Below are 14,899 nucleotides of genomic sequence, written 5' to 3'. Positions count from 1 at the left end.
CTTCTAATTATAGGGAAGGACGGGATCGATGCCCACTAATTCGATTTAAGGAAGGAAAGGTCTTCCTCTTCGAAAAAAGGGGAGGTCTCGACGGAAGCGTAGCAGGTGATGCTTTCTTCTGTAAAAGGGTGAACGAACGAAAGAGAAGCGGCATGAAGAGCCTGGCGTCCCTGCTGATCTCCGCTGCCTCCGTAAAGGGAATCTCCGAGAAGAGGATGCCCGATACTGCTCAAGTGAACTCTTATCTGGTGAGTCCGGCCGGTTTCAAGATGAAGTCGGATCAGCGTATGCTCATCGTCTCTGTAAAGTACGGAGTAATTAGTCACAGCTTGTTTCCCGTTTTCGTCTACTCTCCGTTTCGTCGTATGTGCGGGATCTTTGTCGATAGGGGAGTCGATCCGTCCTTCGTCTTCTTCCATCGTTCCATGTACTTTTGCTATATACGTTCTGGTGATCCGTCTCTTTTTCATCATTTCTCCGAGTGTTGCAATGGCGAGGTCGTGTTTTCCGAAAAGCACAGCTCCAGATGTATGCCGGTCCAGACGATGGATGTATTTCGGTAATACAGGAAGGGATTGTTGCTCAGAATAATAAGCGACTCCGTTCCATAGAGTGGCTCCATCCTCTGCTCCGTTCGGATGTGTGAACACACCCGCCGGCTTATTCACAACCAGAAGATGATCGTCTTCAAAAAGCACTTCGAGATTCATATCCACAGCCGGAATACGAACCGTGGAAGGCTCGAACAATCGAAGTCCAAGCTCATCTCCTTCATGAACGACTGCGGTCTTCCAGTGAGGATGCTCCCCGTTCAGGAGGACTTTTCCGCCCGATCGGAAATCATGACGCAATTTCCGGGGGAGTTTCCATTTTCGCTTCATCACTTTCTCTATCGTCAGGCCTTCCCAACTTTTCGGAATCATCGTATAAAGCCATTCATATCGCCTTCTCATCGGTTGTCCCCTCCCTGGTTTGCATCCATTGTAGCTAGTTTGTTGTAATATGTCTAATTTATGTTATAATTGATAGGTTGAAATTGAATCGAGTAGAAAGAGGTGTTATCACCGTGCAACTTAGAGAAGATATTCGCAATATAGCTATTATTGCACACGTCGACCACGGAAAAACGACGTTAGTAGACCAATTGTTACGTTATTCAGGAACATTCCGCTCAAACGAAAACGTGGATGAAAGAGCCATGGACTCCAATGATTTGGAGAAAGAACGCGGCATCACCATTTTATCCAAGAATACAGCCGTTCAATATGGAGATTCACGAATCAACATTCTCGATACTCCAGGACACGCCGATTTCGGCGGAGAAGTGGAACGTATCTTGAAAATGGTAGATGGTGTTCTACTGGTCGTGGATGCTTATGAAGGCTGCATGCCACAGACACGCTTCGTTTTGAAAAAAGCGCTGGAACAGAAATTGACGCCTGTCGTAGTATTGAACAAAATCGATCGCCCGAATGCCCGCCCGAACGAAGTCGTCGATGAAGTTCTTGACCTTTTCATTGAGCTAGGAGCTGATGATGAGCAGCTTGAATTCCCGGTTGTTGCAGCTTCCGCGCTGAACGGTACGTCCGGAGAAGGAGCAGATGATCAGTCAGAAACGATGGAACCGATCTTCAATCTGATCATGAACAACATCCCGGCACCACAGGATACGAAAGATGAACCGCTTCAGTTCCAGGTAACGCTACTGGATTATAACGATTACCTTGGACGTATCGGGGTTGGCCGTGTATTCCAAGGGTCGCTCAAAGTCGGCGATAACGTATCCCTGATGAAGAAAGATGGTTCTGTGAAGAATTTCCGGATTTCCAAGCTATTCGGTTTCATCGGCCTCAAGCGGGTGGAAATCGAAGAAGCGAAAGCCGGAGATATTATCGCACTGGCCGGCCTTGAAGACATTAACGTGGGAGAAACAGTCACGTCGAAAGATCATCAGGTGGCTATGGAAATTCCACGCATTGACGAACCTACCCTGCAGATGACGTTCCTTGTAAACAACAGTCCATTTGCCGGTAGGGAAGGTAAATACGTGACGGCTCGCCAGATTGAAGAACGTCTTCTTACGCAACTGGAGACAGATGTCAGTCTACGTGTAGAGCCTACAGAGTCTCCGGATGCTTTCACTGTTTCCGGACGTGGAGAATTGCACCTGTCCATCCTTGTCGAGAACATGCGCCGGGAAGGGTTCGAGCTTCAGCTTTCAAAACCGAAAGTAATCATCAAAGAAATCGATGGTGTGAAGTGTGAACCGATGGAGCGCGTTCAGGTGGATACACCTGAAGAATACCAGGGTGCTGTTATGGAATCCCTCGGTATGCGTAAAGGTGAAATGCAGGACATGGTCAACGACGGAAATGGCCAGGTCCGCCTTGAGTTTCTTGTACCTTCCCGTGGCCTGATCGGGTATTCTACAGAATTCATGACGCAGACTCGCGGATATGGTATTCTGAACCACACATTCGATGGATATGCGCCGCTTCAAAAAGGAAATGTCGGCGGCCGTCGTAGTGGTGTGCTTGTTTCACAGGAACAAGGAAAAGCGACTACCTATGGTATTATGGGTCTTGAAGACAGAGGTACTATTTTCGTCGAGCCTACTACAGAAGTGTATGAAGGTATGATCGTCGGAGAGCACGTACGTGAAAACGATCTTGCAGTCAACATCACGAAAGAGAAGCACTTGACTAACGTGCGTTCAGCAACCAAAGATACGACGAATACGATCAAGAAAACACGCGACCTCACGCTTGAGGAAGCGATCGAGTACCTGGATGATGATGAGTATTGTGAAGTTACTCCGGAATCTGTACGCTTGCGTAAAAAGATTCTTGAAAAAGGTGCGCGGGAACGTGCAGCTAAGAAGAACAAGCTTCAAAACGCTGACGAATAAAGCATAAGGAAAGAGCCGGGACTTTTTAAAGTCTCCGGCTCTTTTTTTGCTTATGCCCGATAGGAAGGTCGACCGTCTTGTGATTACGGAATAGTGATTTCTTTCTTCTTATGCTGATGAATCTCTTCATCCGGTTTTTCGAAATGGACCTGGACGTTATACGTTCCATCTGATGAGAAAGAGTGTGTAGCTTGGTAGATGCCGGCTTCTGTTTCTTCAGCGTCTACATATTCGTGTTTCTCTGATTGGTCACTGAAGATTTCGAAGGTGACTTCTGCCTGTTCAAAAGCTGTACCGTCTTTCTTGATGGTGGTTGTGAGAACTGTCCCTTCTTCTGCTTCTTTGTGTTCAAGGGATACTTCGAAAGGGGTGGAAGTATGAGAATGGGAGTGTCCTTCACTTGATTCTTCCTTCCCTTCGACCATCACTTCCATTTGTGGCATGGTATGCAGACCTCTTGCCTGGGTGTGGGCGATGACCTGGTAGGAACCGCTTTTTGAGAAATTGTATTGGATGGTATAACTGCCTTCTCCTGATTGGACGGCCTGGATTTTTTCAGAGGATTCCTGTCCGTCTTCGGTGTGCCATATTTCAAACTCTACGTACTCTGCATCATTCACAGGTTCCTCGCCCTGCGTTACATTAGCGAAAATATCGACGTTCTTCTTGAGAGGAAGAGGCTGTTCAGGGAGTTCTATTTCTACATCGACAGGGGCAGCTGCCATTTCTTCCTGCTCTCCTTCTGCTGCCTGGGAAGAAGAAGTGTTTTCTTCGGAATCAGTGGACCCGCATGCGGCCAGTAGTACTATGAATAAAAGAAAAGGAAGTACCTTTCTCATCATGATTATTCACTCCTTTTTAAATCTATCTTCTCAAGCATATCACGCTTTCATTCATTCGTCTGTGAACATTCCGTAAAAAAACTGATCCCCTTGGAAAGGATCAGTCTACGGAATCGTGCTCCCACTTGTAAGTGTAGAATTGTTCACGTGTCACCCATTTCAATGCTTCGGGATTACCGGTGCGAACTCCTTCTTCCAGATCATGAAGAAGCTGGGAAGTTTGTGAATCGTGAGCTTTCAAAGCATTCAACTTTTGTTCCTGGACTTCTTTGATATCGTGCACAATATCAGGTTGCCCTAACTTTTCCTCTGTATCATTAGCGAAAGCGAGAGCATACAGGGCAGGTCTTTCTTCTTCATTCTTTTCTCGGATAGCTCTGACCACAGCCCGTGCTGTAGCTTCGTGATCCGGATGAACGGCGAAGCCAGGATAGAAGCTGATGACGAGAGAAGGGGAGAGTTCTTCCAGAAGTTCTGTGACCAGATTCTTCAACTTATCTTCATCTTCGAACTCAAGTGTCTTATCCCGATATCCCATCATCCGAAGGTCTGTAAGTCCCATCGCTTCTGCTGCTTGCTCCAGTTCACGTTTTCTTATTTCAGGGAGAGATTCCCTGGTAGCGAATGGGGGATTCCCGAGGTTTCTACCCATCTCACCCAGAGTCAGACAGGCGTAAGTAACCGGCGTCCCCTGGTTGATATAAGAAGATATAGTCCCGCTGACGCCGAAAGCTTCATCATCCGGGTGCGGAAAAATCACCAATACACCTTTTTCATTTTTAATCATAAAACTCTGCCTCCTTTACCTACCTATTATTATGAGTGATGGGGGGACGGATGAAAATCCATATGCTCAAATTGAAAGCGGAAAAGTCCGCTTAGAAGTTCTAACATAAGTGGGCAGCTCTGCTTTCGGATGTTCTTCTCCGAAACGGAGCTGCCCACTTATGTTACGGACTTCTGGACTTTATAGCTAGAGATGATAAATGTGGAATCACCCCGCTTATGGCTCGGGTTTCTGGGTAATGTACCTGGATATGGAGGGAAAGCGGAGAAGTCCGCTTAGAAGTTGTTCCGGAGGGAGCAGGACGAATTTATAAGATGATTTTCCAAAATCTGATGAGCAAAAACACCTTATAAAAAGCAATATAGAATGTTATTGATTTCTTTTGATCAGAAAGTGTCGGATAACAATTGTTATGCGACACTTTCTGGAACGTAAGCTTTAAAACCGTCGCATATATATAAACAGACGATTTCGATGCAGTCTGATCTTACAAAAAAAGACCCGTCTGAAAGCAGACAGGCCTTAGTTGAACGATTCTGTTTGTTCGTCGTTTACAGATGGTGGTGAATCGATATTGGTATAGCCGATCATACCAAAAACGAAAATGATCATCATAAACAGGACGAGTAAGACTTTCTTCATTTTTGTTCCCCCAACAAAAAAATGCTCACCATCTATCCTACAGGAATTACGACACTAATTTCAATCCTATAATGCCGGAAATGATGCAGCAGAGGAAAAGTATGCGTTTCCTGGTGACGGGTTCTTTAAAAAACAGAATTCCGAGCATTACGGTCCCTGCTGACCCGATTCCTGTCCATATGCCATAAGCGGTACCTATAGGCAGATCACGGAGAGATAGGGAAAGAAAGTAAAAGCTCATTCCTCCGGCCACTAAAGCAAGAAGAGAAGGGAGGAGCCGTTTGAACCCCTCCGACATTTTCAAAAAGAACATCGCCGAAATTTCACCGATCCCTGCGACCATCAAAAACATCCATGCCATTACGACACCTCCTCCTTCACGTAATGATCTTCCGAGGAAAGCTTCAACCCTATGACTCCCGTAATGAGAAGCAGAATGAAAAACACTTTCTTCAGGTCGAACGCATCTCCGAGAAGAATCATCCCCGCCACAGCGGTCCCGGCAGCTCCGATTCCTGTAAAGATGGCGTAGCCTGTACTTATATCTACGACTGTGAGTGCCTTCGTGAAGAAAGCGAAACTGATCAGAATACAGATAACGGTCAACACGGAGTAGAAAGGATCCGTAAAACCCTCTGAAAGTTTCAGACCGATAGCCCATAATATTTCAAACATAGCACCTATAATCATCCATGCCATGGTGCGTCCCTCCTTACGTCGCGCTTATTCCGGACCAAAATACCTCCCAGGACGCCTTTTTGCGTTCCGAAAGCACGTTTTTTCCATAATAATGTTCCTCAAGAAACAACCCATCCATCATTGTGTGGAAGGCGGTCAGTAATGTGCCGATTTTCCATGGACGTATGTGATTCTTGTTCATACCTTCCTCGAGTACGGGAGTGATGGTTGCGGTAATTTCTTCTTCTACTCTTAAAAACACCTGTTTGATTTCTTCGGCAAATTCCTCTGGAGGAAAAAATGTCAGTCGTTTGAATAGCTGCCCCTCGGTGGAATCCGTCATCAATTCGGTATACTTATCAAAAATCTGCTGTAACTTTTGCTCTGTCGTTTCCTTGTCGGAATAGGTGATTTCCTGATGGATCACCTGGACCACTCTATTCTTCACTTCTTCCAATGCGGCCAGAAAAATAGCCTCCTTACTGTCGAAATGATTATAAAGAGACGGTTTCTTGATGCCGACACCTTCGGCTATATCGGAAAGACTGGTATTCTGATACCCCGAGTCTGCGAATAAGTCGATACTGATTTGAATGATTCTGTCCTGCGTCACGTTATCCCTCCAAAACTAACTAACGGTTGTTAGTCTATCTTAGCATGTTAGTCGAATTCCGGTCAAGATTGTTTAGGTTCGACAAAATTCGGGTATGAGCATCTAAAAGGAAGGAGTAGGTTATGAACCGTTACAAGCTCGATCGATTCCAACAAGAATTTGCTGTACTCGTTCAGGAAGACGCGGAATCTGATGAAGTTTTGGTGTTACGGGAACGGTTGGAAGCATTTGTAGAACCGGGAGAGACTCTATACATCGATTTCGACGACTTGGGTAACATTCGAAACGTGGAAGTGGACCGGGATGAAGAAATGCTGACCTAATTCTGAGCATTCACAATTTAAATCATTGGTTACTTATTAACGAAGAACGGGGTTTCCCGTTCTTTTTTTGTGATAGCGCTTCCTTTTCCGTGGTTGACAGAATAATCAGACAAACAGCAGACTACCTTAGTCGCCAGGTTCCTTGACTTTTACTTCTGAATTTTATAAACTGTTCGAAAGTTATATTTTGAGGTCGGGAATGAGAGTAGATGAGCCGAGAATCAGGAGAGCTGAGAGAACATGGAAAACGACGGACGTAAGGAGCCGTCTAAAGGCCATGTCATATCTTCCTTTACTACCTCTCTAACATCCCTCATTATCTCATTCTCCATCCTATTCATTATGGAGAGGTGAGCCAATTGACTACGTTCGAATCATTTCAAGAAGATGCCCAGAAGTATCTTACAATTCCCGTTACAGACACATTCACTACAGACACCCTTACTCCCATCCACATGTTCGCTGCGCTCGAAGAGGAAGCAGTGTATATGCTCGAGAGTGGAGATCGCCAGTCGGACTGGTCGAATTATTCTTTCATCGGTCTCGATCCCAGTTATTCGATCTATCAGGAAGAAGGAGACTTCCTCGTAGAGTCGATAGAATCCGGCAATACGGTCGCTTATCCGTCGCTTAAAGAAGCGTACGAAGGCCTGCTTGAACAGTTGAAGGTGAAGATTCCGGAAATCCCTCTTCCTTTCAAGGGCGGCTGTGTCGGTTACGTGGCATACGATGCCATTTCCGATTTTGAACCGGTAGCTCCGGTGGATAACGAACAGACGAACTATCGTTTCGTTTTTTGTCGCACCATCGTCGCTCATAACCATCGCACAGAAAAAACGTCGATCATTTCTTTTGCCGATGGGAAAGATCAGAAGAAATCCTACAGCGATGCGAAAGAACGCATAGCGAAAGTGAAGCGGAGGATTCTGAAAGGGAGTTATCTTCCGGAATTTTTGATCGATGAATCGACTGCTCCGGTAGAAGTGGAACTCGAAAGTAACTATGAGAAAGAGAAATTTCTGGGGGATGTCCGGAGCATCCAGGAATATATCAAGGCCGGCGACATTTTCCAGGCGGTTTTATCACAGCGATTCGAGGCGAAGACGACGAAATCGGGCTTCGAGTTGTACCGGGTATTAAGGAAGGTCAATCCTTCTCCTTATATGTTTTACCTGAAGTTCCGTAACATCGAGGTGATTGGAAGTTCACCTGAGCGGCTCTTGCGCGTGGAGAAAGGGCAACTTGAAATCCACCCCATCGCAGGCACGAGGAAACGTGGAGAAACGGAAGAAGAAGACCGTGCTCTTGCCGAGGAGTTGCTTGCGGATGAGAAAGAACAGGCAGAACACCGTATGCTTGTCGATCTTGCCAGGAACGACGTCGGAAGAGTAGCGAAATACGGCACGGTCCAGGTGCACGACTATATGACAATCGGCCTCTTCGCTAAAGTGATGCACATCATAAGCAAGGTGACGGGGGAGATAAAGGAAGACGTCTCTTCTGTAGATGCCCTGATGGCTGCCTTTCCGGCTGGAACCCTATCAGGAGCGCCGAAAGTAAGAGCCATGCAGATTCTCAGAGAGTTGGAACCGACGCCTCGACATATTTACGGGGGAGGTATCGTCTATTTCGGACTGGACGGGGACCTTGATTCCTGTATCGCCATCCGTACGATGACGAAAGTGGGAGATCAGGTGTACATTCAGGCGGGAGCCGGAGTTGTGGCAGATTCCGATCCAGAAGGGGAATACCAGGAAACGGTAAATAAGGCCAGTGCACTGAAGTATGCACTTGCTGTAGCTGAGCAGGCATTCGAGACGAGCCGAGAAGGAGTGGAGACAGAATGAATCAATACGTAACAAAAGCCGTAGAAGGACACGTATTCACAGAACAGGAAGCATTCGACCTGATGAATGAAATTATGAATGGAGAGGTAACGACCGCGCAATTGGCGAGTCTACTTAGCCTGATGCGATATCGGGGGGAAACGGCAAGTGAAATTACTGGCTTCGCCAGAGCCATGCGTGAACACATGAGAGATTTCCCTTTGCCGGATTCGGACCTTGTCGATACTTGCGGCACAGGAGGGGACGGAGCGTCGACCTATAATATTTCGACAGCTGTTTCCATTATGTTGGCCGGAATGGGGGCGAAGGTTGCGAAGCACGGGAACCGTAAAGTTTCTTCCACTAGTGGAAGTGCAGATGTTGTCGAGACACTCGGTATTCAGATCGAGTCGACGCCGGAAGACGGAGCGAAGCGGATAGAAGAACAGGGACTTACGTTTTTGTATGCCCCGGTTTATCATCCGGCGATGAAACATGCAGCTCCCGCGCGGAAAGAACTTGGTTTCCGTACAGTGTTCAATTTTCTCGGCCCGATGTGTAACCCCGCGAACGCGAAACGGCAGTTGATGGGTGTTTACGACACGAACTATGCCGAAAAAATGGCGGAAGCCCTGAAACAGCTGGGCTCAGACCATGTGTTGTTCGTCACTGGCCAGGATGGGCTCGACGAGATTACCATCACCGGTAAGACGGATATCGTAGAGTTGAAGGATGGGGAGATCAGAAGGTTCACCGTTCATCCTCAGGATTTCGGGTATCACACATTTCCTATAGAAGAAGTGCAGATCGAATCTTCAAAGGAAAGTGCTGAACTGATAAGGAAGGTCCTTGAAGGAGAAGCACCGGAAGCGGCTCAGTCCATCGCCGTGATGAATGCAGGCGCAGGATTGTATGTGGCAGGTGGCGCGGAGAGCATTGCGGATGGCGTTGAACAGGTGAAACAGGCGATCGAAAGCCGGAAGATCGAAAGCTACTATCAACAGCTCACGAAGGAGAACGGAACGTATGCTAACTAAAATACTGGACGTCAAAAGAGAAGAAATAAGTCAGCTGACCCCATACGGCACGAAGGAAAGAGAGAAAGCGACTCCTTTTGCTGCATCTTTGCGACAGGGAGTTCCGGCAGGGTTGATTGCCGAAGTGAAGAAGGCCTCTCCTTCGAAAGGCATCATCCGGGAAGATTTTGATCCGGTAGCCATTGCGGAAGCTTACGAAAGAGGTGGCGCCAGGGCTATTTCCGTCTTGACGGATCGTTCTTTCTTCCAGGGATCGCCCGACTATTTGACGGAGATCAAACGACACGTCTCTTTGCCGGTCATGAGGAAGGATTTTATCATCGATTCGCTTCAAGTCCAGGAAAGCAGGGAAATCGGAGCGGATGCGATCCTGCTTATCGGAGAGGCGCTCGAGGCGGAGAAATTGAAGGAACTCTACGATGAAGCTTATCGTCTTGGTATGGAAGTGCTTGTCGAAGTCCATGCGCTTGAAACTTTGGAGCGTATTCTGGATATATTCACTCCGGAAGTGATCGGAGTGAACAATCGCGACTTGAACACCTTCCACACGACGCTCGAACAGACAGCCGAAATCGCCGCTTCTGTGCCCGAGGAGGCTCTTCTCGTTTCAGAGAGCGGAATCTATACGAATGAAGATGTAAAAAAAGTAAGAGAGTCAGGAGCAGAAGCAGTGCTCGTCGGTGAATCTTTGATGCGACAGAATGATGTAGAGAAAGCGGTGCGCCAACTATTGAAGGAGGATGACTGAGCATGGAACCATTGATCAAGCTTTGCGGAAATCAGACAGAATCGGACATCGAGAAAGGGGCGTTCTCAAACGCCACTCACCTGGGCTTTATTTTTGTTAAGTCAGCGGGACGTTACGTATTCCCGGAGAAAATCGGGAAATGGGTGAAACGTATCCGTCCTTCTCAAAAGCTGGTCGGGGTTTTCGTCAATCCGACGATCGATGAAATAGATGAGGTACTTCGTTTCGTACCGCTTGACGTGATTCAGCTTCATGGGAACGAAACCGTATCAGAACTTCTTAAAATAAAAGAGTCGTTCCCTATGCCTGTATGGAAGGCGATTCACCACAATCAGGATGGGCTGTCCATCATGCGCCTGTTCAGTGGAGTGGCTGAAGGATTCATCATCGATTCGAAAGTGAAAGGTGCCTACGGAGGCACAGGGGTGACGTTCGACTGGGAAGCCATCCCCCGTTATAAGGAAGAAGCGAACAAACAGAATGTGCCTTGCCTGATGGCCGGGGGTGTCAATCCTTCGAATATCAAAGAGTTGATGACTCATAAGCCTGAAGGAATCGATGTTTCCAGTGGCATCGAAACAGACGGGGAGAAAGACTTTCATAAAATTCAACTGATAACGAAAGAGGTGGTGGGCCATGCTTACAAGTATGCCAAATCATAAAGGAAGATATGGTGATTTCGGTGGCAAATACGTTCCGGAAACACTGATGGCCCCTTTAGAGGAGCTCGAGAGCGCGCTTGATGAAGCGATGCAGGATGAAGATTTCCTGAAACAATACAATGAGGAATTGAAAGAATATGCCGGACGTCCGACGCCGCTTACCTATGCGGATAAGCTTACGAAGGAACTGGGTGGGGCGGAAATTTATCTTAAACGTGAAGACCTGCTTCACACAGGTGCTCATAAGCTTAATAATGCAATCGGCCAGGCCCTTCTTGCCAAACGTATGGGAAAAGACAAAATCATCGCTGAAACCGGAGCCGGTCAGCACGGTGTAGCCTCTGCCACTGTTGCAGCGAAGCTTGGACTATCCTGTAAAGTATTTATGGGAGAAGAAGACATTCGCAGGCAGGAACTCAACGTGTTCCGGATGAAACTTCTCGGGGCAGAAGTCATCTCCGTTTCAAGCGGGAATGGAACGTTGAAAGATGCGACGAATGAAGCGATCCGCTACTGGGTGGCGAATTGTGAAGATCACTTCTATTTGATCGGTTCGGTCGTAGGTCCACACCCTTACCCTAGAATGGTCCGGAATTTCCAGCGTATCATCGGGGATGAAACCAAAGAACAGATGACGCGTGACATCGACCGGATTTATGCCTGTGTCGGGGGAGGAAGTAATGCCATCGGTATGTTCTATCCGTTTCTCGAAGATGAGGTGGAGCTTGTGGGCATCGAGGCAGCCGGTAAAGGCGTGGATACGCCTGAACATGCCGCTACTCTCACAAAAGGGACACCGGGAGTCATCCATGGTTCTCTCACTTATCTGATGCAGGATGAGAACGGCCAGATAGTCGAACCGTATTCCATTTCGGCAGGGCTCGACTATCCGGGCATCGGTCCGGAACACGCGAATCTTTTCAAGACGAAGCGTGTCCGGTATGAATCGATTACGGACGATGAAGCTCTGGATGCTGTGAAGCGGATGTCCCGCGCAGAGGGTATCATCCCTGCTATCGAGTCCGCTCATGCCATTGCTCAGGCGATCAAAGAAGCGAAAGAGATGTCGAAGGACCAGGCGATTGTCATTAATGTATCCGGGCGTGGGGATAAAGATATGGCGACCCTCATGGAACATTTCACAGAGGAGGGACTGCAATGATGAAACAGCAAACACTATTTCAGGGGAAACTGACGAAACAGAAAGACTTGTTCATCCCATTCATCGTCGCAGGGGATCCTCATCCGGACAAAACGATTCAATACGCGCTTCGCCTTCAGGAAGCGGGAGCCGATGTTCTTGAACTCGGTGTCCCTTACTCAGACCCGCTCGCAGATGGACCGGTGATCCAAAAAGCCGCAAGACGTGCGCTGGATGCCGGGATGTCTCTTCGTAAAGCGGTAGAAATGGTGCCTGAGCTGAGAAAGGCAGGCCTCAATATTCCTGTGGTCATTTTCACCTATTACAATCCCGTGTTGCAATATGGCCATGAGGCGTTTATCGATGCGCTTGAGGAAAACGGGGTGGAAGGGCTGCTGATTCCTGACCTCCCGCTCGAAGAAAGTGAAGATCTGAATGAAAGAACGAAAGAAAAGGATATCGAGCTTATTTCCCTTGTAGCCCCTACCTCCGAGGAACGGATCAAGAGGATTGCAGAACAGGCCCGAGGATTTCTGTATTGCGTATCGAGCCTGGGAGTCACAGGGGAGAGAAAAGAGATGGCACCTGAGACGTTGTCTTTCATCGAGAAAGTGAAAGAGCACAGCAGCGTGCCGGTAGCAGTAGGATTCGGTATTTCCTCCAATGATCAGGTTCAGCTGATGCGAAAGCATGCGGATGGCTTCATCATCGGAAGTAAAATCGTGAAATTGATTGAATCGAGTTTAGAGGTTGAGAAAAGCGGGGATGAACAGGAAGGGTTACGTCATTTTTCGGATGAAGTAAACGAACTTGTTCAGGCTTAAGTGATTTAAGACCGCAGTAGAGAGGAGCTGAGCAGAGATGATTTATATGATCGATCATTATGATTCTTTCACATACAATCTGGTTCAATATATAGGAGAAATGGGAGAGGATATCACGGTGCGTCGTCACGATGACGTAACGGTAGAAGAAATTAAACAACTCTCTCCCGACCTGATCATCCTTTCTCCAGGACCCCAGTCCCCGGAGAAGATGGAACGCACGCAAGAGGTGATCGGCACATTTTATAAGGATATTCCGATTTTCGGTGTGTGCCTCGGTCACCAGGCGCTTGCCTACCATTTCGGAGGAGAGATCATCCGTGCAGATGAGCTGATGCACGGAAAGTCTTCCCCTATCGATCACGATGCTTCGGTGGTTTATGAAAATTTACCGAAGCCGCTCACAGCGATGAGATATCATTCGCTCATCGTCGATTTACACACCCTTCCGCGTTGTTTCGACATAACAGCAGCCACATCGGAAGGCGTCATCATGGGAATCCGCCATAGAGAATACCCGCTTGAAGGTGTGCAGTTCCACCCTGAATCCATCGGAACGGTGGAAGGGAAACAATTGATCAAAAATATGCTTGCTGCTTATATAGCAGTAGGGGCTTAAAAGAAAACCCGCCTTGTTTCAAATCCTTCGCCTGGGATCTGGAATAAAGCGGGTTTTTCTCTATCATTTTCCATCCAATTCCGCTACTACAAACGCAAGATCCTCATTACCGAAAGCGGACAAAGCATCAAGCAACACCTCAGTAGGTATGGAATCAGCTTCTTTAGGGGGGAGGGTCTCCGGCAGAACTTCCTTCAACAGCGGGTTCGTCTCCTGGTAAGGGTAGGCCTGATGATAGACATGCTCAGGATCTTCCCCTATATTGATACACCACTGACTGAACAGCAGAATCATCATCTTTTCTTCTTCTTTGTATTTCTTTATGATCCATTCGTCCTTTTCGTTCATTAAAAAACCTCCTATAACTATTATAGGAGATCTCGTGATTTTAGTATAGGGAGAGTGGGGGATGTCGCTGGTCGGCTGTTAACTCAGGGGATTAGCCGTTTTTCTCTTGGGTGAATTCTCCAGGTTCGACATAGTGAGAAAAGCTCTGATCTCTTCCGGAGCAAGCCCCATGTTCCTGGCTTCTTTAAGTAACTCTACCCATTGTGCATCCAACGTCTTGTTCAAAGATATCACACCCCACTCTATAGGATGCTTTTATTATATCTCCTTTTTGGGAAAATAGAAACACAAATAATTGCATTTATCTGAATTTTTTTGGTAGAATATTTATCAGCTTTAGGCAAGAAGACTCCCTCCTCAACGACGTAGGGGGGAGATGAATCGCCTTCGGACGAGGAGGCGTCTTTGATAGCCTCAGATGTCCGACGTATTTTTTAAAACAAAAAACGAACATATATTCCCGTTTTTGGGGTATATACCTATATCAAGCATTCATGCTAGGGGAAGGGGGCAGCGACATGATTCACAAAGCATATAAGTTCCGTATCTTTCCGAATAAAACGCAGGAGATACAAATCGCGAAAACAATCGGCTGCTCCCGCTTTGTCTTCAATCATTTCCTCGAAACATGGAACACGACCTACAGGGAAACGGGCAAAGGGATGTCTTACCATGCCTGTTCGAAACAACTGCCAGCTTTGAAACAGGAACGTCCCTGGCTGAAAGACGTGGACAGTATCGCTGTCCAGACCAGTGTCCGGCACTTGGCCGACAGTTTTCAGCGCTTCTTCAAAAAGCAAACCGAAGCCCCACGCTTCAAATCGAAAAAGAACCCGGTGCAATCCTATACGACGAAACATACGAATGGCAACATCGCTGTCGTCGGAAACAGGATCAAATT

General features: G+C 47.3%; 18 protein-coding genes. 10 read left to right on the top strand and 8 right to left on the bottom strand.

What is annotated here, in order from left to right; translation table 11 throughout:
• Positions 1 to 35 precede the first annotated feature (35 nt).
• Positions 36 to 953 carry an RluA family pseudouridine synthase gene (locus BLQ44_RS10205; RefSeq protein ID WP_093193797.1) on the bottom strand — a complete coding sequence of 306 codons (918 nt, stop codon included), beginning with the start codon at positions 951 to 953 and terminating at the stop codon, positions 36 to 38.
• 113 nt (positions 954 to 1,066) lie between these two features.
• Between BLQ44_RS10205 and typA the strand changes: the two genes are divergently transcribed.
• Complete coding sequence (typA, locus tag BLQ44_RS10200) at positions 1,067 to 2,908, top strand: translational GTPase TypA (RefSeq protein WP_093193796.1); 1,842 nt, start codon at positions 1,067 to 1,069, stop codon at positions 2,906 to 2,908.
• An 83-nt stretch (positions 2,909 to 2,991) separates the two neighbouring features.
• Here typA and BLQ44_RS10195 read toward each other — a convergent pair whose 3' ends face one another.
• The 5 genes from BLQ44_RS10195 to BLQ44_RS10175 all read right to left on the bottom strand — a co-directional run bounded on the left by BLQ44_RS10195 (position 2,992) and on the right by BLQ44_RS10175 (position 6,470).
• A complete protein-coding gene (locus BLQ44_RS10195) occupies positions 2,992 to 3,750 on the bottom strand; it encodes a FixH family protein (RefSeq protein ID WP_093193795.1) in 759 nt (252 codons plus the stop codon).
• 100 nt (positions 3,751 to 3,850) lie between these two features.
• A complete protein-coding gene (bshB2, locus tag BLQ44_RS10190) occupies positions 3,851 to 4,537 on the bottom strand; it encodes a bacillithiol biosynthesis deacetylase BshB2 (RefSeq protein WP_093193794.1) in 687 nt (228 codons plus the stop codon).
• A 688-nt stretch (positions 4,538 to 5,225) separates the two neighbouring features.
• Positions 5,226 to 5,540 (bottom strand): DMT family transporter, encoded by a 315-nt coding sequence (locus tag BLQ44_RS10185; protein ID WP_093193793.1) that lies wholly within the window; start codon positions 5,538 to 5,540, stop codon positions 5,226 to 5,228.
• Positions 5,540 to 5,878 carry a DMT family transporter gene (locus BLQ44_RS10180; protein WP_093193792.1) on the bottom strand — a complete coding sequence of 113 codons (339 nt, stop codon included), beginning with the start codon at positions 5,876 to 5,878 and terminating at the stop codon, positions 5,540 to 5,542. The genes BLQ44_RS10185 and BLQ44_RS10180 overlap by 1 nt, the downstream gene beginning before the upstream one ends.
• Positions 5,879 to 5,891: 13 nt before the next feature.
• A complete protein-coding gene (locus tag BLQ44_RS10175; protein ID WP_093193791.1) occupies positions 5,892 to 6,470 on the bottom strand; it encodes a TetR/AcrR family transcriptional regulator in 579 nt (192 codons plus the stop codon).
• Positions 6,471 to 6,592: 122 nt separating this feature from the next.
• On the opposite strand from BLQ44_RS10175, the gene BLQ44_RS10170 reads away from it, so the two are divergent.
• The 8 genes from BLQ44_RS10170 (at position 6,593) to BLQ44_RS10135 (ending at position 13,650) form a co-directional block, all read left to right on the top strand.
• Positions 6,593 to 6,793 carry a hypothetical protein gene (locus BLQ44_RS10170; RefSeq protein WP_093193790.1) on the top strand — a complete coding sequence of 67 codons (201 nt, stop codon included), beginning with the start codon at positions 6,593 to 6,595 and terminating at the stop codon, positions 6,791 to 6,793.
• Between the two features lie 359 nt (positions 6,794 to 7,152).
• Complete coding sequence (gene trpE / locus BLQ44_RS10165) at positions 7,153 to 8,640, top strand: anthranilate synthase component I (RefSeq protein WP_093193789.1); 1,488 nt, start codon at positions 7,153 to 7,155, stop codon at positions 8,638 to 8,640.
• Positions 8,637 to 9,656, top strand: a complete 1,020-nt coding sequence (trpD, locus tag BLQ44_RS10160; RefSeq protein WP_093193788.1) for an anthranilate phosphoribosyltransferase — start codon at positions 8,637 to 8,639, stop codon at positions 9,654 to 9,656. The genes trpE and trpD overlap by 4 nt, the downstream gene beginning before the upstream one ends.
• Positions 9,646 to 10,404 (top strand): indole-3-glycerol phosphate synthase TrpC, encoded by a 759-nt coding sequence (gene trpC, locus BLQ44_RS10155; protein ID WP_093193787.1) that lies wholly within the window; start codon positions 9,646 to 9,648, stop codon positions 10,402 to 10,404. Before trpD ends, trpC begins: the two co-directional genes overlap by 11 nt.
• A gap of 2 nt (positions 10,405 to 10,406) precedes the next feature.
• Entirely contained in the window at positions 10,407 to 11,066 is a 660-nt protein-coding gene (locus BLQ44_RS10150) for a phosphoribosylanthranilate isomerase (protein WP_093193786.1), read from the top strand.
• On the top strand, positions 11,041 to 12,228 hold the full coding sequence (gene trpB, locus BLQ44_RS10145) for a tryptophan synthase subunit beta (RefSeq protein ID WP_093193785.1): 1,188 nt from the start codon (positions 11,041 to 11,043) through the stop codon (positions 12,226 to 12,228). Before BLQ44_RS10150 ends, trpB begins: the two co-directional genes overlap by 26 nt.
• Positions 12,225 to 13,031 (top strand): tryptophan synthase subunit alpha, encoded by an 807-nt coding sequence (gene trpA, locus BLQ44_RS10140; protein WP_093193784.1) that lies wholly within the window; start codon positions 12,225 to 12,227, stop codon positions 13,029 to 13,031. Before trpB ends, trpA begins: the two co-directional genes overlap by 4 nt.
• A 37-nt stretch (positions 13,032 to 13,068) precedes the next feature.
• Positions 13,069 to 13,650, top strand: coding sequence for an anthranilate synthase component II (locus BLQ44_RS10135; protein ID WP_093193783.1), 582 nt, complete (start codon positions 13,069 to 13,071; stop codon positions 13,648 to 13,650).
• Between the two features lie 63 nt (positions 13,651 to 13,713).
• Here BLQ44_RS10135 and BLQ44_RS10130 read toward each other — a convergent pair whose 3' ends face one another.
• Positions 13,714 to 13,998, bottom strand: a complete 285-nt coding sequence (locus tag BLQ44_RS10130; RefSeq protein WP_093193782.1) for a hypothetical protein — start codon at positions 13,996 to 13,998, stop codon at positions 13,714 to 13,716.
• Positions 13,999 to 14,076: 78 nt separating this feature from the next.
• Positions 14,077 to 14,223 carry an anti-repressor SinI family protein gene (locus tag BLQ44_RS10125; protein ID WP_093193991.1) on the bottom strand — a complete coding sequence of 49 codons (147 nt, stop codon included), beginning with the start codon at positions 14,221 to 14,223 and terminating at the stop codon, positions 14,077 to 14,079.
• Positions 14,224 to 14,516: 293 nt separating this feature from the next.
• Between BLQ44_RS10125 and BLQ44_RS10120 the strand changes: the two genes are divergently transcribed.
• Positions 14,517 to 14,899 (top strand): helix-turn-helix domain-containing protein (locus BLQ44_RS10120; protein ID WP_143004712.1); only part of this gene is annotated, 383 nt, incomplete at its 3' end.

The organism is Salimicrobium halophilum (assembly GCF_900100295.1).
Lineage (GTDB): Bacteria > Bacillota > Bacilli > Bacillales > Halobacillaceae > Salimicrobium > Salimicrobium halophilum.
This window is presented reverse-complemented; position numbering and strand designations above follow the sequence as displayed.